Origin of the sequence: Flavobacterium xinjiangense (assembly GCF_900142885.1) — a bacterium.
In the GTDB taxonomy this organism is placed as follows: Bacteria; Bacteroidota; Bacteroidia; order Flavobacteriales; family Flavobacteriaceae; genus Flavobacterium; species Flavobacterium xinjiangense.
Window position 1 is genome coordinate 23,922 of sequence record NZ_FRCL01000009.1, and the last position, 22,093, is coordinate 46,014.

Below are 22,093 nucleotides of genomic sequence, written 5' to 3' on the forward strand. Positions count from 1 at the left end.
TTTGTCGGTGCTTTTGTATTTATTCAGAGTTATGACAAATTCCAAATTCTAAAACCGGCAATTTTTACGGTTCGGTTTTTAAAAGTGAATTCACTGGTTGTGTTGTTTTTTTAACTTAATACATTTTTTAATACCTATATTTGCAACTTTTAAAAATTAAAAGCATATGAAATACTTTTCTTTAGTACAAAAAACAATTCCGTTGTTTTTGATATTGTTCCTTTTTTCTTGTGCTTCCCGAAAGGATATCGTCTACTATCAGGGTATTGATGGAATGGCTCCTGCAGAAAAGTCTGCTTCCTATGAAATAAAAATACAACCCGATGATTTGTTGATGATTATTGTTTCTGCTGAAGATCCGGAAATTGCGATGCCCTTTAATTTGAAATCAGTCAGCATGGTGAATCCCGGTAAACAGGATATTATTCGAGGACAAGAAACGATGCAATTGTATCTGACAGATGCCAATGGCTTTCTTGAATTTCCTGTTTTAGGGAGATTGAAAGTAAGTGGTATGTCACGCTCTGAAGTACTTCAACTGTTGCAACAAAAAATAGCGGTTTATATTAAAAACCCAATGATTAACCTTCGTGTCATGAATTTTAAAGTTTCGGTACAAGGGGAAGTGAATTTACCGGGTACCTACCCAGTAGCTTCCGATCGAATTACTTTGATTGAAGCGTTAACGATGGCAAAGGATTTGACGATTTACGGCAAAAGAAATAATATATTGGTTATTCGAGAAATTGACGGAGTAAAATCCTATAACAGGGTTGATATTACTACAGCAGATTTTATTAATTCCCCTTTTTATTACTTGGCGCAAAATGATGTGGTTTATGTAGAGCCGAATAAAAATAAAATAAATGGTGCAGCAATAGGTCCGAATACCGGAGTTATTATTTCTATTTCTTCTTTATTGATCACTTTGATTACCTTACTAATTACTACTACCAAATAAAATTTGCATGGATAACAACCACTTTGACGAAGATTTCGAGAACGATTTTCAATTTAAAGAATTTTTAAACAAATACTCTATACACTGGAAATGGTTTGCTTTAGGGGTTAGTGTTTGCTTACTTTTGGCTTTTTTGTATTTACGTTATACGATTCCGCAATACGAAGCTTCCACTACGATATTGGTAAAAGATGAAAAGAAAGGCGGTATGCTTTCTGAATTGTCTGCTTTTGCTGATTTGGGTATGGGCGGTGGTCTGAAAAGCAATGTGGATAATGAAATTGAAATTTTGAAATCCAGAACTTTGGTAGAAAGTACAGTAAAAAAGCTAAATTTAAATACCTTTTTTACCGTAAGCGGTAAAATTGTAGATAAAGAAATTTATGAGGAAACACCCATTGAAGTCTATTTTGTCGATAAAACGAATGAATTTTACCAAAATACAATTGACTTTAATTTTTCAGAATTGACAGCCAATACATTTGAATTAGATAATGAAATACTGGATGGTTCGACTAAAGTAATTCTTAGCGATAAAAAAATGTTTCGCTATGGGGAGGAAATTCCTACTCAGTACGGCCGTTTAATAATTAATAAATCGAAGTTTAACAGAAGTCATTTCAAAGATAAAGGGAAAACAATTAGGATTGTTATTAATCCCTTGGAAGATGTGGTAGATAGTTTTAGAAAGCGACTAAAAGTAGAGCCGATAAGCAAAACTAGTAGTGTCGTTACCATTTCAATAACGGATGCAAAAGTAAAAAAATCAGAAGCTTTCTTAGATAATCTGATTCAAATTTACAATGAAGATGCTGCAGCTGACAAGAATTTTATATCTGAAAATACTTCTAAATTTATTGCCAATCGATTGACTTTAATAACGCAGGAATTAGATGGTGTGGAGCAGGATGTGGAAAGTTTTAAGAAGGCGAATAAACTGACTGATATCGAATCAGAGGCGAAACTTTTTATTGAGGGATCGAATGAATATGATAAAAAAGGCGTAGAAACTGAGATTCAGTTAAATGTTGTATCCTCGATGTTGGACTTTATGAAAAAAAGTACCAATGCCGATTTACTTCCCAGTAACATTATTGCAGGTTCTGGAGATACTTCGGGTTTAATCAGTTCGTACAATCAGCTGGTTTTAGATCGAAACCGAATCCTGAAATCGGCGACTACTGCCAATCCTTCCGTGGTTAAAATGGATCAGCAAATTGCTTCTTTGAAATCGACCGTGACGACAAGTTTATTGCGCCTGCAATCCAGTTTAAACATTCAGAAAAGAGATTTAAATAGTAATGAAGGGATTTTGAATGCTAAAATTGGAAAAATTCCAGTTCAGGAGCGCCAGTTTAGAGTTATTGCCAGACAGCAAAAAGTGAAGGAAGAGCTCTATTTGTATTTATTACAAAAAAGAGAAGAAACCGCTATTTCTTTGTCGGCTACCGAGCCTAACGCCAGAGTAATCGATTCTGCGAAGGCTGGAAAAATGCCGATTGCGCCTAAGAAAAATATCATCTATTTAGGTGCCTTATTGCTAGGATTGCTTATTCCTTTTGGAATTATCTACACGGATGATTTATTAGACACTAAAATTAAGAGTCGAATGGACCTGGATGGAAAGACGGTTGTCCCATTTATTGGGGATGTACCTACCGCGGAGAATCCTTCGGAAATTATAAAATCGGAGAGTAGGACTAGTTCTGCGGAAGCTTTGCGAATCATCAGAACCAATCTGGAGTTTATGTTGAGTAAAACGGAAGAAGGTCAAGCCAAAACACTATTTCTGACATCTACTTTCCCTAAAGAAGGAAAGACCTTTGTGTCGGCTAATCTTGCCGCAACTTTTGCCTTATCCGGAAAAAAAGTATTGTTAATAGGTATGGATATCAGAAATCCAAGATTAGACGAATATTTTACTTTACCGGAAAGAGGAGTTACCAATTATTTGTCCTCCAAAGATTTAAAACTGGAGGATCTGATTATTAAATATGATGGATTTGAGGATTTTCATATCCTTCCTGCAGGAATAATACCACCCAATCCTGCAGAGCTGTTGATGAGCAAAAAAGTTGATATACTTTTTGCAACCCTAAAAGCACAGTACGACTATATTATTGTAGATACTGCACCGGTAAGTTTAGTGACGGATACTTTATTGATTGCGAAGCACGCCGATTGTTTTATTTATGTTGCACGCGCTAATTTTTTAGAGAAGCGTATGCTGAATATTCCAAATACACTGTATAAAGAGCAAAAGCTGCCTAATATGTGTCTGTTACTAAATGATACAGATTCCACAAAAGGATATGGTTATGGCTATGGCTATGGAGCAAAAATTGTCAAAGAACCGTGGTATAAAACAGTGTTGAATATCCGTAATTAATACTTTTAGCTATGAATTTTCACAAATTATTTTGATTAACCCGTTGGCTGCAATTGGATTTAATTATTAAAAGTTACAAATTGTATAGTTAAGACTTCTTGATTTTGTTCATTTTGAGGGACGAGAAATCGCATTTTGTGAATCTATAATGTGATTCCTCCTATGTCGGAATGACAAAATAGCAACCTTTTTAATTTTTAAATAATCGCACCTAACGGGTTATTATTATTAAATAGTGTGTTCATGTTAATTTTTTCAAAGCGTTTGTGTCCGTTAAATTAATCTGTTTTTTAGATAAGTATGGCAAAAATTTAATGCTGTATTTTAATAAAGCTATAAATTTCTTTGCCACAGATTTCACAGATTAGCGCAGATTAATCCGTCACGTAGCTTTAATTTTTTTTAATCCTTCTAATCTGTAGCAAAAACTCTTTTTAATAATTGCGATACTATTTTTTTTTGCTACTTCGTAGTATAAATCTTCGTGTCTACGTGTTTTAATTTTTGATTTGATTAAAATTTATAAATTACACTCAAAAGATTACTTGCCTGAAATAAAATAATTTTAAAAGTTTGCAGGATATTTTTATTTTGTAAACTTTTTTCTATTTAATGCTGTTATTTCTTATAGAATTCACGTTTTTTTTGTCATTTTAAAAGCAATTGTGATTACTTTTGTAGCAGGAAAGTAAGTTAATTGTATAGTACACTACTAGGAACCAAATAAGTGACGTTTTTGTTTTATATTTCCTACTGAAACTATAGATTTTTCTATAATTTTACTCTAGCTTTGTACCAGTTTTAAAAAAAACAGTGAGCCATTATGTGGCTTACTGCAGCGAAGCTATGTGAAGTTCATACTATTCAGGTTTGTTTTAGAAAATAGAAATAGAATACGATACGTAAATTGTAAATTTTTGATTAAATATGAGAAAAATAATTATTCTAGCTGTGTTTTTTATAGCGCTTTTTAACTCCTCAACAATTATGGCGCAAGATTTGTTGAAAAGTACCGATTTGAGCACGCTGAAAGTAGATTATTTATCGGATAGTGATATTGCGAAAATAAAAAGCCAATTGCAAACTAATAATTTAACTATTGAGCAAGCAGAACCAATGGTCTTGGCCAAAGGCATGCCAGCATCGGAATTTGCCAAATTAAAAATCCGTTTGGGACAAATAAAAAGTAATGATGTCGTTGGTGAAAAGGATGGTTCGAAGGGGGAAGAGGAATCGGAAGAACTTACCCGAAAACAAGAAAAGATTGTCAATACGAAAGTAAAAGATTCAATTAATGCTTTGGTTTTTGGTTCGGAACTTTTTGATAATCCTACCTTAAATTTTGAACCCAATTTGAAATTAGCCACACCGGTAAATTATGTATTGGGGCCAGGTGATGAATTGCAAATTAGTGTTTATGGCGTACAGGAATTTAATGCCTCAATTCCGGTAACCATGGAAGGTAAGGTTAATATCCAGTATGTAGGCCAGATTCCCGTTTCAGGAATGACTATAGAAGCGGCAACCCAGAAAATAAGAAGCGCCATTGCTAGAGTGTACAGCACTGTTGCATCCGGACAATCCCAAGTGGGGATTAGTCTGAGTCGGATCAGAACCATTCGAGTTACTATAATAGGCAGTAAACAACCGGGTAATTATTCGATTTCTTCCTTAGCAACCGTATATAATGCTTTATTTCTGGGTGGTGGACCGGGAAAGAATGGTAGTTATAGAAATATTGAATTGTTGAGGGATAATAAAGTATATCGCAATGTTGATATTTATCGTTTTTTAGTCAATGGTGACCAAGCGGATAATGTGGGATTAAAGGATAATGACGTTATTCGAATTCCTGCCTACAATCAAAGAGTTACCGTTGAAGGTCAGGTTAAACGTCCTGGTATTTTTGAAATGAAAAAAGGCGAGACATTTGCAGATTTATTGTCTTTTGCTTCAGGGTTCAATGAATTTGCCTATACAGTTTCGGTAAACGTGTTGCAAAAAACGGATAAAGAATTTAAAGTCCGTGATGTCAAATTCGCAGAATTTAATACTTATAGACCTTCCTCCGGGGATGTATTTAGAGTAACGAAAATTTTAAACCGTTTTGAAAATCGTGTCAAAATTGACGGTGCCGTTTTCAGACCTGATACCTATTCTTTTTATGAAGGAATGCGTGTTTCCGATTTGATTGCAAAAGCGGAGGGGTTAAAAGAAGATGCGTATAGCAACAGAGCTCGAATCATTCGATTAAAATCAGATTTGACAACGGAGATTGTCAATGTGAATTTGGTTAAAGCATTGGAGGGAGACCTTGAAGCCGATGTTACTTTGAAAAAGGAAGATATAGTAACGGTATATTCTGTTTTGGATTTTGTTGAGGAATATAAAATAACCATTGATGGCGAGATTAAAAAGCCGGGAATTTATGACTATCATGAAAACTTAACCTTAAATGACTTATTGGTTCAAGCTGGCGGATTAACAGGATCTGCTTCTAAAAGAGTGGAGATAGCAAGAATGATTCAGTCGGAAACAATTGATGATGCCAATCCTAATAAAGCGGAATTGTTTAATATCGAAATTACGGCTGATAACAACGAACAGTTGAAAAACTTTGATTTGAAGCCTTTTGATGTAGTGAATATTCGTAAAATGGCAGTTTATAAAAAGCCAGAGATGGTAACCATAAGCGGTGCTGTTAATTATGCCGGAAAATATGTTTTGGCATCGAAAAAAGACAGAGTCTATGATATTGTGGAAAGAGCCGGTGGTCTGACATCATTAGCCAATATAGAGGGAGTTAGAATCAAAAGACCGATACAAGGCAAACAAATTGAAGCGGTAGAAAGTGTTGATTTGAATTTGGGTAAAAAGGATAGTATACAAAAAAAACTGACCAAAAAATTAAAAGAAGATTTAAAATTTGCCACCATACCCGTAGATTGGAAATCGATTGTTAAAAACCCGAAAAGCAATACCAATGTAACATTGTTTCCCGGAGATGAAATTGAAGTGGCGGCTTTTAATGAAGGTGTAAAAGTTACCGGTAATGTATTGTTGACTTCTGAGATACCTTATCAAAAAGGGAAAGGGTTTAGATATTATATAGGTTCTGTTGGAGGTATAGATAATAAAGGCTGGAAAAAGAAGGCGTATATTATTTATCCTAACGGGAAAGCGGCAGTAGCACACACGTTCTTATTTATACGATCCTATCCTAAAGTGACTCCGGGATCTCAGATCATTGTTCCTGAAAAACCAGAAGTCAAAAAGATGAGTACAGGTGAATTTGTGAGTATAGCTGGAGTATTGGCGAGTTTGGCTGGAGTTATTATTGCGATATTGAGGTAGTGTTCAGTGGTCAGTGTTCAGTGATCAGTGGTCAGTATTCAGTATTCAGTGGTCAGTGATCAGTATTCAGTGGTCAGTATTCAGTGGTCAGTGTTAAGTATTCAGTGATCAGTATTCAGTGATCAGTGGTCAGTATTCAGTGATCAGTTTCAGTGTTTAGTGAAGAGTCTCAGATAGCAGATTTAATTTGTTTTAGCTCCACCCTAAAGGGAGACCAATGAAAACAGATAACAGCCTTTTGTCGACGTCATTTATAATATACATTTCAATACAATTAAATAAAATACAAGCGAAAAATCTTGATACAATGAATAAAGAAATACCTAACGACGAAATCTCTTTAAAAGAATTGCTTGAAAAAGCCAGAGAATGGTTCTCCTATTTAGTTTCGCAATGGAAAGTTATACTATTGGCAGGGATTGTAGGAGCCAGCTTAGGATTATACTATTCCTATAGTAAGAAGCCAATTTACACAGCTACCTTATCGTTTGCTCTTGAAGATGAAAAATCCGGCGGTGGACTAGGAGGCGCTTTAGGTTTAGCAAGTCAGTTTGGGCTTGATCTCGGAGGTGGTGGCGGTAGTATTTTTACCGGTTCTAATTTGACGGAGTTGTTTAAGTCCCGTAGCATGGTCGAACAAACTTTATTAAGTCCTGTTGCTTCTAACGACAAAAGTATTTCTTTGGCCGAAATGTATATCCAGAATAAAGGATGGAGGGATAAATGGAGCGCTAATCCTAAATTCAAAGACATTCAATTTCTGCCTAATGTGAAACGCAAATACCTTAGCAGGGTGCATGACAGTATTTTGGGTGTGATTTATGAGGATTTGTCAAAAAATGGATTGTCCGTTGGACAAAAAGACAAGAAAATAGCTATCATAACTATTGATGTGTCTTCAACCAATGAATTGTTTGCTAAATATTTTACAGAAGCACTTGTTAAGGAAGTATCCAATTTTTATGTTACTTCTAAAAGTAAAAAGGCACGTATGAATATGGATATACTCGAACGTCAAACTGATTCTATTCGAAGGGAACTCAATGGAGCCATTACAGGAGTAGCTGTTGCCAATGATAATACCTTTATGCTAAACCCTGCACTCAATGTTCGCCGTGCCCCTTCGGCCAGAAGACAAGTAGATGTGCAAGCGAATACTGCAATATTAACTGAATTAGTAAAGCAGACTGAAATGGCAAAAGTGACTTTGCGAAAAGAAACGCCATTAATTCAGGTGATTGACCGGCCTATTTTGCCCTTGAAGAAAGAGAAATTTGGGAAAGTCAAAGGCATTGTTTTGGGTGGGTTCTTGGCTCTTTTTGTCGCAGTTATAGCATTGATTTTTAGAAAAATTTTGAAGGGATTATGATTTTTATCAAATGTGTACTCTTAATCAAAATCTAATAAAGAAATAATGTCTAGAATAGAACGTTTAGAATGGGACTCCTCATTTTTTGGGTATGAAGTTGGAAAAATAGTTGCAAATGATACTGCTATTTTTGGTTTGAATGATTTTATTGAGAGAACAAAGGAGTTTAAACTGATATATCTTTTTTCAAAACAGAGTATTAGCTTACCAAATATAACTCTGGTGGACACAAAAGTAGTCTTATCTCAAGTTTGTACTGAAATTGTAGCAGAAGATAATGTACTGATACAATCTTTTAATTCTAAGAAGCATTGTTTTGCCGAATTAAAGGAGCTAGCACTTGAAAGCGGAATATATTCGAGATTTTACATAGATAAAAATTTTAGAAATCAGGAGTATGAGAAGTTATATACGCGATGGATTGAAAACGCTGTAAACGATGCTGCAACTTTCGATATAATTATTGCTATCAGAAATAATGCAATAATAGGATTTGCGACATTAAATAAAAAAAATAGTTTATTAGCTGATATTGGACTTGTTGCAGTGTCAAAGAACTCAAGAGGGTTAGGTGTTGGTAAACAATTAATTCAAGAGGGCATTTTAAGGTCAAAAATAGCTGGATTTACAGAAATTCAGGTTGTTACCCAAATGAATAATGTAGCCGCAATGAAGTTGTATCAGTCGGCTAATTTTAAAATAAAAGAAATTACTAATATATATCATTTATGGAATCCATAATACCATTTAATAAGCCTTATTTAACAGGAAAGGAAACGACTTATATACTAGAAGCCGTAAATTCAGGAAAGATTTCGGGTAATGGAATTTTTACTAAAAAATGCCAGAATTTCTTTGAAGAAATGTATCAGTTTAAAAAATGTTTATTAACGACTTCTTGCACCGATGCACTTGAGATGGCAGCAATTCTGGCAGATATTAAAGAAGGAGATGAAGTTATTGTCCCTTCTTACACATTTGTATCAACTGCGCTTCCTTTTATAAGACAAGGTGCTAAAATAATTTTTGCTGATAGTGAAACGGTAACGCCAAACATTGACGTAGCCAAATTAGAGGCTTTGATAACAGGAAAAACCAAAGCTATAGTGCCTGTGCATTATGCTGGAGTTGCCTGCGATATGGACGCTATAATGGATCTTGCTGCTAAATATAATTTGTTAGTAATTGAAGACGCAGCTCAGGCTATTGATTCCTTTTACAAAGGAAAGCCATTAGGTAGTATAGGACATATGGCGGCCTTTTCATTTCATGAGACTAAAAACATTATCTCAGGTGAGGGAGGGATGTTAACCATTAATGATAAACGTTTTGTTGAACGGGCAGAAGTTATTTGGGAAAAAGGCACCAACAGAGCTTCTTTTTTTAGAGGCGAAGTAAATAAATATGGGTGGGTCGATACTGGTAGCTCTTTTTTGCCTTCTGAAATTATTGCAGCTTTTTTATGGGCTCAATTGGAGAAATTAGAGAAAATACAAATTCAAAGGAAGAAGATTTGGGAAACATATTATACCGGATTGAAAAACTGGGCTGTAGAAAAAAATATAAAATTGCCCACTATTCCGGATTATGCCACTAATAATGGACATATGTTTTATATCGTCTGTAGCTCTGTAGAGCAAAGAAGTGCTATTATAGCAAAGCTAAAAGACAAGCAAATCTTATCCGTATTTCATTATTTAAGTTTGCATGCCAGCCCATATTATATGGACAAGTACGATGGAGAAGAGCTTCCGAATTCAGATCGCTATACAAACTGTCTATTAAGACTACCTCTTTATTTTGAATTGACTCAAGATCAGTTAGATTCAATAATTAAAATTTTAGTGAGTTTTGATTAAAGTAATAAAAGAACAATTCAAAAGCGAAATTGTTAAAACAGGACTAATATTTGGTACTTCAACTTTTATCAAATTACTGTCGGGACTAGTAATCGCAAAGCTAATTGTGCTAAGTGTTGGTTTAAATGGTTTTGGTGTAATCAGTCAATTTCAATCTTTAATGAATATTTTGCTAGTTTTTGCTGGCGGTGGGATATCTAATGGAGTTATGAAATACGTATCTGAGCATAGAAATTCTGATATAAAAGAATTAAATTTAATTCTTAAAACATCAACTTTTATAATATTAATATTTGGCTTAGTTATTGGCTCTTTACTAATTGTATTCTCAAAAAATTTATCTATTTATTTATTTCAATCCAGTAAATATTCCCATATAATTATTATTCTTGCAATTGTACAGTTTTTTATTGGATTTAATAATTTCTTTCAATCTGTAATTAATGGTTATAGAGAAGTAAAAAGTTTTGCAATAAGCTCAATTCTTGGTTCTATTGTTGGTTTAGTATTTGTCTATTTTCTATCTATTAGCAAAGATATTTCATTGCTAATGATTGGTCAAGTGCTATTTGGTTTCTTTTCCAGCTTTTTTTGTATTTTTTTTCTTGTCAATAAAAGTTATTATAAGACCTTAAGTTTTAAACCTTTTTTTTATAAAAATAAATCAAAATTACTTTTTAAATATACATTAATGCTTTTAGTTACTGTATCTACATTACCCATCGCTCAAATCCTTATAAGGAATTTAATAGGAACTAAGTTTGGTTGGGATTCCGTAGGGAAATGGCAAGGAGTAATGAAGATTTCGGATGCCTATTTACAATTTATAACAATAATTTTGGCTAATTATTTTTTTCCAAAGTTGGCGGAATTACAATCGAAAGCGCTAATAAAAAATGAGGTTTTTAAAACACTTACATTTATTGTTCCAATTACAATTTTAATAAGCATTTGTATTTTTACTTTTAAAAAGTACATAATTTTAATCTTGTATTCCCATTCTTTCTTAGGGATTGATGATTTTTTTACTTTTCAATTAATAGGGGATATATTCAAAGTTGCGGCATACACAATTATTTTTGTAGCTGCAGCTAAAGGATTGACATTGGTTTATATTTTTGCGGAAATTTTTCAATCACTTTGTTTAGTACTGTTTTCTTATTTTTTTATTGATAGTTACGGACCAATTGGAGTGACATTTGCCTACGCGCTTACTTACTTTATATACTTAATTTTTTCGTTAGTGATTTTATATATTTTTTTGAAAACGAATTTTTTTGAAAGAAAGTTTAATTTATGGTAGTAATTGCAAATACACTGGTGCCAAACGGAGGGACTACTTTTCTAGTAAGAATGGCTAGAGAATATCAGCAAAGAAGCAAAAAAATAAAAATTATCGTTTTGTATGATAATTTTTCAGCGGAACATCTGAATGATTTAACTAAGTATGCAGATGTTTTTTTTATTAAAGATTTTACTTCCAATTTTTTCTCGTACTTCTCAAAATCGCAGCTGTTCCCTTTTATTATTAATTTAAAAAATGAAAAAATAAAACAGCTTGTAGGTAATGAGAATACTATCCATGTTATGGGTATTTTTGGATTTATTTTAGCTAAGCGAATTCAAAAAATAATACCTGCAGTGAAAATAACAGTAGGGGTTTATCATCAAAATGAGTTTATGTATAAATCCATTAAAGGGTTTTTTAACAAGTGGATATTTGATGAGATTTCTAAATTAAATTATAATTATTTAATTTTTTTTAATAATTCTATGAGGTTAGCTTACGGGGATTATTTTAATGAGGTTTTTTTAGATGCTCCATTGCTTCCAATAGGTATTCCTTTAAAAAAGGAATTAGTGACACAAAAAGAGTACACTCCTCAGTTGATCATTTCTGTTGGTAATTTAGTTGGATTTAAGACTTATAACAAACATATTATAGGCATATTGCCAGAGATTCTAAAAATGTATCCAGATATTCAATATCATATTTACGGAGCTGGAGAGGAATTAAACAAAATCAAAGATTTAATCACCTCGCTAAATTTGAGTAATTATGTAATTTTAAAAGGCATTTTGGATTATAATAAATTTGATGAGATTGTCTCTAAAGCACATGTTTTTATTGGCAATGGAACTGCTGTTTTGGAAGCGGCAAATATAGGTGTGCCATCAATAACAGGTATAGAATCATGTGAATTGGCGGTTTCTTACGGCTTTGTTTCTGACATTGACGGATTTGATTACAACGAATATGTTCCGAATAAAAAAACATTCGAATTTAAATCGCTATTAAATAATTTATTTCAGGGTGGTGACAGTGAAAGAGAACGAGTGGGAGCACTTTGTAAAGCAGGTGTGAAAAAATTCGATATTTCTAACACAATTAATGGATTTGATGAAATAAATGCAATGAAAAACAGTGAAGAATTGGGATTTATTAGTAGAACCGCACTTGCAAGATTGTTTCTTTCTTTTCTTTTTATAGGAATTTTGGATGTTTTAAAAATTGATAGCAGGTTTAAATTTAGAAGGAATCAAGGTTAACTAGATGAGGCGTTCGACATTAGTATTAGGTATGATTATTGTTTCCTCACTAGGTCCTTATATTGGATTGGGGTTGCGAGCGGAGCATCTGTTTATATATGGTTTTTTTGTTCCGATTTTAGTTCTGTTTTTTTTAAAATCATCATTAAATAAGACCCTATTATATTCTTTGCTGCCCTTATTATTTTCGCTGCTAATCACCCTATTTTTTGATTTAATAACAGGTCCTAAAATTCGAGAGGCCAGTATATTTTCTAATATAGATAATCTTTTAGAACCTGTATTGTTAATTTTTATTTTTTCCTACTTTTTGAACAGGTCATTTACGGAAAAAGATTTTAAGATATTATTGAATTTAATAGTTGCAATTTCCATTTTTGCAGGGATAATATCTATTCTGACCATTTTTGTAGATCTTGAATTCATTTTGAGATTTTTTATCGCTGATATGCAAGGAGAAGAGAGTTTGTGGAAACAAGTATTTTCTCTTGGAAGATATACTGGAATTTTTTCCCAACCACTTGAAGCCGGAATTTTTTTTACGGGGTCACTTTTCTCTTTAATATTTTTGAAAACAACATACTCAATGAAGACTTGGTATTTTTATGTGGCATTTATAGTGATTTTTGTTGCGGGGTCTATATCATTATCAAAGAATTTTTATTTACTGGGTGTGGTTATGTCTTTTTTTCTGTATGGTCAATTATCTAAATGGTCCTTTAAAAAATATTTATCAATTATCTTGTTTTTTTTGGGGGTAACAACTTTTATTTTTTTATTTTTGATTTTTGATTTTGGCAGTTATTTAAATTCTCTTTTAAGCCTATATGAATCCGATGGATTAGCAAGTGCCATTACTGCCGGTAGATTTGGCGGTTCCGGAATTACGGATGTTGAGTTGCTTTTTAATAAGTTCTTAAACGAAGGTTTTTTTATGGGTTTTGGTTTAGGTACTCATCTTCCATTAGATAATGGTTTTTTAGAGTTTGCTTATCAGGGTGGTGTTTTTTCTCTTTTGGGCTATTTATTATTTCTTTCTTATGGACTAATTATCGCTTTGATTAAAAATGCAAAAGAGCCAGCTAAATTTCTTTTAATTTTAATCGTTTATGTTTTTTTATCAAGTATGGGAGGTCCCGTAATAACAGCGAATAGAGCTAACATAATATTTATATTTTTAATTTGTGCGACACTAGTACTTTCAAATAAATCTTCAATTTTGTATGTTAAAAAATAAAACATTAATGATCACTGGAGGGACAGGCTCATTTGGTAATGCGGTTTTGAACCGTTTCCTTCATTCCAATCATTTTAAAGAGATTCGTATTTTTTCTCGTGACGAGAAAAAGCAAGACGATATGCGGAATCAATTAAAAAACGATAAGCTTAAGTTTTATATTGGTGATGTACGAGATTACAATAGTGTGGAACGCGCTATGCGTGGTGTAGATTACGTTTTTCATGCTGCTGCATTGAAGCAGGTGCCTTCTTGCGAGTTTTTTCCAATTGAAGCAACGAAAACGAATGTCTTTGGAACCCAAAATGTAATTGATGCCGCGGCAGCCAATAAAGTAAAAAAAGTAATTTGCTTAAGTACGGACAAAGCCGCATATCCTATTAATGCTATGGGGATTTCCAAAGCTTTGATGGAAAAAGTAGCGGTTGCCGCTTCCAGAAATTTAACTGATACTGTGGTTTGTCTAACACGATATGGTAATGTAATGGCATCCAGAGGTTCCGTAATTCCTTTGTTTCTAAAACAAATTCAGGATGGAAAAAACATTACTATTACAGATCCAAATATGACCCGTTTCCTTATGTCCTTGGATGAAGCTGTCGAATTGGTGTTGTTCGCGTTTGAGCATGGCAATGCTGGAGATTTATTTGTCAATAAAGCACCAGCCGGAACTATTGGAGATTTGGCTCAAGCTTTAAAAGAATTATGTAATGCTGATAATGAAATAAAAATAATAGGAACACGTCATGGCGAAAAGTTATATGAAACACTGTGTACCCGTGAAGAAATGGTGAAGGCCGAGGATATGGGGGATTTTTATCGCATACCAGCAGATAATCGCGATTTGAATTATGCGCAATATTTCTCAGAAGGAGAACAAGATGTGTCGCTTATTGAAGACTATCATTCTCATAATACCGTACAGCAAGACGTAGTGGGTATGAAAAAATTGTTATCGACTTTACCTTTGATACGGAAAGAAGTTTTTGGAGAGGATGTTGCTCAAATGCCAGGTTAGGAACGGTTGGGTAATTCGTTTTTTAGTTTTCAGCAGTTATACGTATATCGTTACCATTCACTAATCGAAAAGATACCATGGGGCCAAAAATTATAGATGGAGAATGTTATAAAGATCATAGAGGCTCTTTGTTTTATAACAATGATTTTAATGCAGCAGTCATAAAAAGAATTTATATTATTGAAAATAAAAACGTCGATTATACCAGGGCATGGCAGGGACATAAAATAGAACAAAGATGGTTTTCAGCAGTTTCCGGTTCTTTGCGGATTCAGTTGATTCAAATAGATAATTGGGATTTGCCATCTAAAGATTCGATTGTTTTTACTTTTATTTTAAGTGCTGGAAAACTGGACATACTTCATGTACCTCGTGGATATGTAAGTAGTATTGAATGTATAGAGGAAGGTTCTAAATTATTGGTAATGACGGATTATCTTTTAGGAGAAATTAAAGATGAATATCGATTTGACGGCAATTATTTTAAAGTATAAAAAGAGGTTATGTTAAAAATAGGAATTACAGGACAGGCGGGATTTGTAGGGACCCATTTATTTAATACATTGGGATTGTTTCCGTTAGAATTTCAAAGAATCGATTTTAAAAAAGAATATTTTTCAGACGAGGATCAATTAAATACTTTTGTTAAGCAATGTGATGTAATTGTTCATTTGGCTGCCATGAATCGGCATGAGGATCCCCAAGTGATTTATGATACCAATATTGGATTGGTTAAAAAACTGATTCAGTCATTAGAACAAACCAGCAGTAAAGCACATGTTTTATTTTCCTCTTCTACTCAAGAAGAAAGAGATAATTTATACGGAAAATCTAAAAAGGAAGGCCGTGAGTTAATAAAAAATTGGTCAAAAAAAACAGATGGAAAATTCACAGGAATGCTTATTCCTAATGTCTTTGGGCCATTTGGGCAAGCAAATTATAATTCTGTTGTTGCTACTTTTTGTCATAAATTGTCTCATAATGAAACGCCAGTTATTGAAGTGGATGGCGATGTAAAATTGATTTATATAGGTGAATTAGTTGATGCTATTCTTTCTGAAATTAGGGCAGGGAAAGGGAACACAGATGTTGAAATTCCTTTTACCTCAAAATCAAAAGTTTCTAAATTATTAGCTTTACTGGAGTTGTATAAGTCACAATATCAGGTTAATGGTATCATTCCTTCCATAGGCTCTACATTTGAATTGAATTTATTCAATACGTTTCGTTGCTACATGGACATTGCAACTCACTTTCCGGTAAAATTTGTAGAACACACCGATCCGAGAGGCTCCTTTGTTGAAATAATCCGTTTAGGAAGTGGAGGACAGGTGTCATTCTCTACCACAGTGCCCGGTATTACAAGAGGAAATCATTTTCATACCCGAAAAGTAGAACGTTTTGCAGTCATTAAAGGGAAGGCTTTAATTCAACTGCGCCGCATAGGCACTGACCAGGTATTTAATTTTTATTTAGATGGAAAGGAACCTGCTTATGTTGATATGCCAATCTGGTATACCCATAATATTAAAAATATTGGAGAAGAGGTATTGTACACCAATTTTTGGATCAATGAGTTTTACGATCCAAATGATCCCGATACATTTTTTGAAAACGTATAATAGCGATAAAAAATAATTTTTTTGAGATAAAACACAAAATGAAAGCACAACTAAAAGTAATGACGGTAGTGGGCACTCGTCCCGAGATTATAAGGTTATCAAGAGTAATGGCAGCTTTGGATGCTTCGGAAGCTATCGAGCATATTATAGTGCACACTGGTCAGAATTATGATTATGAGTTGAATCAGATTTTTTTTGACGATTTAAAAATTCGTAAGCCTGATTTTTTCCTAAATGCAGCCGGTGCAACAGCTACCGAGACAGTAGGTCAAATATTGATTAAAATAGATCCTTTGTTGGAAAGCGAAAAACCAGATGCTTTTTTGGTGTTAGGCGATACCAATAGTTGTTTGTGTGCCATTCCAGCAAAGAAACGTCATATTCCAATCTTTCACATGGAAGCGGGAAATCGTTGTTTTGATCAAAGGGTCCCAGAGGAAACCAACCGTAAGATAGTGGATCACGTATCGGATATTAATTTAACCTATAGTGATATTGCAAGAGAATACTTGCTTCGTGAAGGATTACCGGCGGATCGCATTATTAAAACAGGTTCTCCAATGTTTGAAGTATTACATCATTATTTGCCGGAAATCGAAGCCGCAGATGTTTTGAATAAATTAAAGCTTGAAGAAAATAAATATTTTGTTGTTTCAGCACATCGAGAAGAAAACATCAATAGTAATAAGAATTTCAAAGGGTTGATGGAAAGCCTGAATTTTATTGCCGAAAAATATGGATATCCAATTATTGTAAGTACGCATCCACGAACTCGCAATATGATTGATTTGAAACAAATTGCAATGCGACCAGAAGTCCAATTCTTGAAACCAATGGGATTTAATGATTATAATGCCCTGCAGATGAGGTCTTTTGCTGTACTGTCTGATAGTGGGACCATTTCGGAAGAATCCTCTACGTTAAACTTTCCAGCCCTAAATATACGTGATGCCCATGAGCGCCCGGAGGCGATGGAAGAGGCAGCGGTTATGATGGTGGGATTGAATCCGGAAAGGATCATGCAGGGATTGGTGCAATTACAAACACAAAAAAGAGGAAAAGAAAGAAACTTCAGATCTGTAGCTGATTATTCCATGCCCAATGTTTCCGATAAAATGGTTCGTATCATTTTAAGTTATACTGATTATGTGAAAAGAACCGTTTGGAGTGAATACAATTAATTGAAATTATGAATATTCTTTTTTTGACATTAGTTAAAATTAAAACTTTAGAGGAGCGAGGAATCTACACCGATCTGCTTCGTAAATTTAAACAAGAAGGGCATAGAGTTTTTGTGGTAAGTCCTTCGGAGCGCAGAGATAAAAAAAAGACGCACCTTGTAAACAAAGACGGGGTATGTATATTGAATGTTTTTACTTTTAATTTACAAAAAACTAATGTTTTAGAAAAAGGAATTGGTACTTTGGCTATAGAATACCAATATTTAAATGCAATTAAAAAACATTTTTCGACAACTAAATTTGATTTGATTTTGTATTCAACACCACCAATTACTTTTTCTAAGGTAATTGATTTTGTTAAAAAAAGAGATAATGCCTATTCCTATTTATTATTAAAAGATATTTTTCCACAAAATGCTGTGGATATGAAAATGTTTAAAAATGGGGGAGTACTTCATAAGTTTTTTTTGAAAAAGGAATTAGAATTATACGATTTGTCAGATACTATCGGCTGCATGTCTGAGGCAAATAAAAAATATATTTTAACTCATAATCCATCGGTAAACAAAAAAAAAGTAGAGGTTAATCCAAATTCTATTGAGCCAATACATACAAATCAGACAGTAGAAGAAAATAGAGAAATCAAGAAAAAGTACGGTTTGCCATTAGACAAAACTATTTTTGTATACGGGGGGAATTTAGGTAAACCACAGGGGTTGGATTTTTTATTAGAAACAATAGAGTCCAATAGGAATCAAGATGTATTTTTCTTGGTTGTAGGTTCTGGCACGGAATATAATAGAATTGAGAAGTGGTTTGTTGAAAAGCAGCTCAAAAATGCGTTGTTAATGTCTGGTTTGCCAAAATTAGATTATGATTTACTTTTGAATTCCTGTGATGTTGGAATGATTTTTTTGGATAAGAATTTTACAATTCCCAATTTTCCATCCCGGTTATTATCTTATTTAGAAATGGGAATGCCAGTGATTGCCGCTACCGATTCGAATACCGACTTAGGGGATGTTTTAGAAAAGCACAAATGTGGTTTTAGGGTTTTGGCAGGTGATATATTAAATATGAACAAAGTTATTGATGAAATTTGTTGCAATGAAGACAGATATATTCAAATGAGTGAAGATGCCTTACGCCTGTTAAATAAAGAATATAAAGTGGATTATTCTTATTCGCTTATCAAAAACAAAATTAATAATGTATAAGTTTTTTTTCAAAAGAATAATTGATTTTGTTTTAGCGTTGTTGGGTTTATGTTTATTAAGTCCTTTGTTTATAGCGGTGACAATTGGATTGTATTTTGCAAATCAGGGAAAACCTTTTTTCTTTCAATTACGTCCTGGACTAAATGGAGTAATCTTTAAGATTATTAAATTTAAAACAATGAATGATAAAAAAGATGTTTCAGGTATTTTGTTGGGTGATTATGATCGAATTACGAAAATTGGTGCCTTTGTTCGTAAAACATCTTTAGATGAAATACCCCAATTGTTAAATGTTATAAAAGGGGATATGAGCTTAATTGGGCCGAGACCTTTATTACCTCAGTATTTGCCATTGTATGATGAGTTTCAAAATAAAAGGCATGAAGTTAGACCAGGTATTACAGGTTGGGCACAAGTTAATGGGCGCAATTCGATATCTTGGGATAAAAAATTTGAATACGATGTGTGGTATGTACAGCATATTAGTGTTAAATTAGATGTAAAAATATTTTTTTTGACAATAAAAAAAGTGTTCATTCGGGAAGGTATTAATATGCAAGGTCAGGTTACTACTGAGGCATTTAAAGGGAATTAATATGGGAGCTATATTAAGAGCAATAGAATACGTATATCCAGAGAATAAAGTTACTAATGATGATTTGTCACTTCAATTTCCTGATTATGATTTTGCCAAGTTTGAAGAAAAAGTTGGTATAAAAAATAGATATTGGGTTAGAGAGAATGAAACGGCCCTTGATTTAGCAATTAAAGCTTGTGAAAAACTTTTTTTGAGAATCGATAAAGATACAATTGACTACGTTCTATATTGTACACAAAGTCCAGAGTATTTTCTTCCCACTACAGCATGTATTCTTCAGGATAGGATAAAGCTGGCTAAAAATATTGGAGCTTTAGATTTTAATTTAGGATGTTCAGGTTTTACTTATGGGGTGAGTCTTGCAAAGGGATTAATAAACGCTGGACAGGCACAAAATGTATTGTTGATAACTGCTGAGACCTATTCTAAATATTTGCACCCAAAAGATCGTTCAAATAGAGCAATATTTGGGGATGCCGCAGCAGCCACTTTAATCTCTTCATCTGATATAGAAGGGATTGGTGAATTTATGTTTGGCACTGATGGTTCTGGTTATGATAAATTGATTGTTAAAAATGGAGGAGGTAAATTTTCATTTGATCAAGCAGCGCCAGAAATTGTTTATGGAACAGACAATACCTATACTGATAATCATTTATATATGAATGGACCGGAGGTTTTTAATTTCACTAATGAGGTTATACCTGGTTTTACAAAAGAAATACTCCAAAAAAACAATTTAAACATTGAAGATATAAATCAATTTGTATTTCATCAAGCCAATGCTTTTATGCTTAATTTTATGCGTAAAAGACTAAAAATACCTACAGAAAAATTTCTAATTGATTTAGCCGAAGGAGGAAACACAGTATCGTGTACAATTCCAATTGCTTTGAAAAAATATTCTGAAACTATTAAAAACAACCAAATGCAAAGTATAGCACTTGTTGGCTTTGGAGTAGGTCTTTCATGGGCAGGTGGTATTGTTAAAATTGACAGAAGATTATGAGAAGTTTATATATAATTGGTGGTGGTGGATTTGCTACTGAAGTTTTGTTTGTTATTGAGAGGATGAGTATTATTAAAAAAGAATGGAGAAATATTTATGTTATTGATGATAATATCGAGAAGGGGAAAAAAGTAAGAGAATATGAAATAGTAGGGGATGTAGATTATTTGTTAACATTAGATGATGATATTGATGTGGTCGTTACTATCAACGATACATCAATCAGAAAGCAAATAGTTAATAAAATTTTAAGAAATAAAAAGAATGTATATTTTCCTAATATAATTGACACTACATCCATTATAGATGAGAAATATTTACAAATTGGAAACGGTAATATTATTATGCATTTTGTAGTATTATCGACTAATTTGATTTTAGGGGATTTTAATATTTTTAATTCATATACTGGTGTTGGACATGATACTATTATGGGAGATTTTAATACTTTTAATCCGAGAGTTGCAATTTCAGGGAATGTAGTAATGAAGGATTTGAATAACTTTGGGGTAAATTCTACTGTTTTGCAAAATAAAAAAATCGGATCTGACAATCAGATTTGGATGAATAGCTCAATTGTGAAAAATTTAAAAGATGGTGGAAAATATTTTGGAGTTCCAGCGAAAAAAATAAGTTTATGATTAAAAACATTAATTATTTAGACCAAGAAATTTTTAATCTGGAAATGGAAAATATCCATAATTCAGGTTGGGTATTTGTATGTCTCAAAGAGCAAATATCAGCTGAAAATGATTTTGTAACATATGAAATAAGTAAAAAATCTTTAGTTATTCAAAATTTTGAAGGTGATATAAAATGTTTTGAAAATATTTGTCAACATAGGTTTAATAAAATTCAAACTGGTTATATTGGGAATTCTCCTTTTTTTTGTAAATATCATGCTTGGACTTATGATTCAAACGGCAAAGCTTTAGTTAATCAAAGTTTTACGGATCAGTTAATTCTTGAAAATAGAAATTGCTTGAAGCAGTATGAAGTGGGAATAAATGGAGAATTTGTTTTTGTAAAGGTAAATCAGGATTCAAAGTTGAGTTTGAAAGAGCATCTTGGAGATTTTGACCAGATTTTATCAAATTTATCTTCTTATTTCGATAAACAAATTAGTAATGAATATACTATAATTCCACATCATGCAAATTGGAAATTGTTGGTTGAGAATGTTTTAGAATGTTATCATTGCAGTACAGTACACAAAGAAACATTAGTGCCGATAGGTATTGGGACTAAAAAACCTGAAAATCATGTAACTGACAGGAATCACGATATGATTGATTATCCCATAAGAATAGGGAAACAACAAAAAATTAGAAATGAGAAACTTAGCTTTTTGAATAAAAGATTATTTAAGCATAGCTCTTTACGACATATCTATGTTTTTCCCAATTTATTTATAACCAGTACAGATGGAATTCTCTTTTATATTGGAAAATTAAATCCACAATCTCCTGACAACACAGATCTTTTGGTTAGTTTTGTAAAACCAATATTGAATGATTTAACAACAAAAGAGGCGATTTTATCAAATGCGTTCTTTAATAGTTCATTAGATTCTTCAACAAAAGTAATTTATGAAGATAAGGTAATATTGGAGAATATACAGAAAAATCTTTCTATGGTAGAAGGATTGAGTCAGATATTTGGAGACGAAGAGTTTAGAATTGAACGTTTTCATGATAATGTAAAAAGAAATGTTGAATATATTTAAAAA

Annotated in this window: 18 protein-coding genes; all 18 read left to right on the forward strand. The window is 32.9% G+C overall.

All coding sequences use genetic code 11. The annotated features are described in order from the left end of the window. Positions 1-166 precede the first annotated feature (166 nt). The 18 genes from BUC23_RS11525 (at position 167) to BUC23_RS11610 (ending at position 22,090) form a co-directional block, all read left to right on the forward strand. Positions 167-961, forward strand: a complete 795-nt coding sequence (locus tag BUC23_RS11525) for a polysaccharide biosynthesis/export family protein (protein WP_073209572.1) — start codon at positions 167-169, stop codon at positions 959-961. A 7-nt stretch (positions 962-968) separates the two neighbouring features. Continuing rightward, complete coding sequence (locus tag BUC23_RS11530; protein ID WP_073209574.1) at positions 969-3,350, forward strand: GumC family protein; 2,382 nt, start codon at positions 969-971, stop codon at positions 3,348-3,350. Positions 3,351-4,277: 927 nt separating this feature from the next. After that, positions 4,278-6,704, forward strand: coding sequence for an SLBB domain-containing protein (locus BUC23_RS11535; RefSeq protein ID WP_073209576.1), 2,427 nt, complete (start codon positions 4,278-4,280; stop codon positions 6,702-6,704). 307 nt (positions 6,705-7,011) lie between these two features. Then, entirely contained in the window at positions 7,012-8,073 is a 1,062-nt protein-coding gene (locus tag BUC23_RS11540) for a lipopolysaccharide biosynthesis protein (RefSeq protein WP_073209778.1), read from the forward strand. A gap of 45 nt (positions 8,074-8,118) precedes the next feature. Next, positions 8,119-8,814: a GNAT family N-acetyltransferase gene (locus tag BUC23_RS11545; protein WP_073209577.1), complete on the forward strand. Its 696-nt coding sequence runs from the start codon at positions 8,119-8,121 to the stop codon at positions 8,812-8,814. Next, on the forward strand, positions 8,802-9,932 hold the full coding sequence (rffA, locus tag BUC23_RS11550) for a dTDP-4-amino-4,6-dideoxygalactose transaminase (protein WP_208609315.1): 1,131 nt from the start codon (positions 8,802-8,804) through the stop codon (positions 9,930-9,932). The genes BUC23_RS11545 and rffA overlap by 13 nt, the downstream gene beginning before the upstream one ends. Continuing rightward, positions 9,925-11,235, forward strand: a complete 1,311-nt coding sequence (locus BUC23_RS11555; protein WP_073209579.1) for an O-antigen translocase — start codon at positions 9,925-9,927, stop codon at positions 11,233-11,235. Before rffA ends, BUC23_RS11555 begins: the two co-directional genes overlap by 8 nt. A 50-nt stretch (positions 11,236-11,285) precedes the next feature. After that, positions 11,286-12,482: a glycosyltransferase gene (locus tag BUC23_RS11560; protein ID WP_167365579.1), complete on the forward strand. Its 1,197-nt coding sequence runs from the start codon at positions 11,286-11,288 to the stop codon at positions 12,480-12,482. Positions 12,483-12,513: 31 nt separating this feature from the next. Further along, a complete protein-coding gene (locus BUC23_RS11565) occupies positions 12,514-13,719 on the forward strand; it encodes a hypothetical protein (RefSeq protein WP_139259849.1) in 1,206 nt (401 codons plus the stop codon). Beyond that, on the forward strand, positions 13,706-14,737 hold the full coding sequence (locus BUC23_RS11570) for a polysaccharide biosynthesis protein (protein WP_073209584.1): 1,032 nt from the start codon (positions 13,706-13,708) through the stop codon (positions 14,735-14,737). The genes BUC23_RS11565 and BUC23_RS11570 overlap by 14 nt, the downstream gene beginning before the upstream one ends. Before the next feature lie 77 nt (positions 14,738-14,814). Then, positions 14,815-15,231 (forward strand): cupin domain-containing protein, encoded by a 417-nt coding sequence (locus BUC23_RS11575; protein WP_073209586.1) that lies wholly within the window; start codon positions 14,815-14,817, stop codon positions 15,229-15,231. A 9-nt stretch (positions 15,232-15,240) separates the two neighbouring features. Next, positions 15,241-16,359 carry a polysaccharide biosynthesis C-terminal domain-containing protein gene (locus tag BUC23_RS11580; RefSeq protein ID WP_073209588.1) on the forward strand — a complete coding sequence of 373 codons (1,119 nt, stop codon included), beginning with the start codon at positions 15,241-15,243 and terminating at the stop codon, positions 16,357-16,359. 38 nt (positions 16,360-16,397) lie between these two features. Next, positions 16,398-17,540, forward strand: coding sequence for a non-hydrolyzing UDP-N-acetylglucosamine 2-epimerase (gene wecB, locus BUC23_RS11585; protein WP_073209594.1), 1,143 nt, complete (start codon positions 16,398-16,400; stop codon positions 17,538-17,540). An 8-nt stretch (positions 17,541-17,548) separates the two neighbouring features. Further along, positions 17,549-18,757 carry a glycosyltransferase family 4 protein gene (locus BUC23_RS11590; protein WP_073209596.1) on the forward strand — a complete coding sequence of 403 codons (1,209 nt, stop codon included), beginning with the start codon at positions 17,549-17,551 and terminating at the stop codon, positions 18,755-18,757. Beyond that, positions 18,750-19,352: a sugar transferase gene (locus tag BUC23_RS11595; protein WP_073209598.1), complete on the forward strand. Its 603-nt coding sequence runs from the start codon at positions 18,750-18,752 to the stop codon at positions 19,350-19,352. Before BUC23_RS11590 ends, BUC23_RS11595 begins: the two co-directional genes overlap by 8 nt. A 1-nt stretch (position 19,353) precedes the next feature. Beyond that, on the forward strand, positions 19,354-20,364 hold the full coding sequence (locus BUC23_RS11600) for a ketoacyl-ACP synthase III (RefSeq protein WP_073209600.1): 1,011 nt from the start codon (positions 19,354-19,356) through the stop codon (positions 20,362-20,364). Continuing rightward, positions 20,361-21,005, forward strand: a complete 645-nt coding sequence (locus tag BUC23_RS11605; protein ID WP_073209602.1) for a PglD-related sugar-binding protein — start codon at positions 20,361-20,363, stop codon at positions 21,003-21,005. Before BUC23_RS11600 ends, BUC23_RS11605 begins: the two co-directional genes overlap by 4 nt. Next, complete coding sequence (locus BUC23_RS11610) at positions 21,002-22,090, forward strand: aromatic ring-hydroxylating oxygenase subunit alpha (protein WP_073209604.1); 1,089 nt, start codon at positions 21,002-21,004, stop codon at positions 22,088-22,090. Before BUC23_RS11605 ends, BUC23_RS11610 begins: the two co-directional genes overlap by 4 nt. Positions 22,091-22,093: the final 3 nt, after the last annotated feature.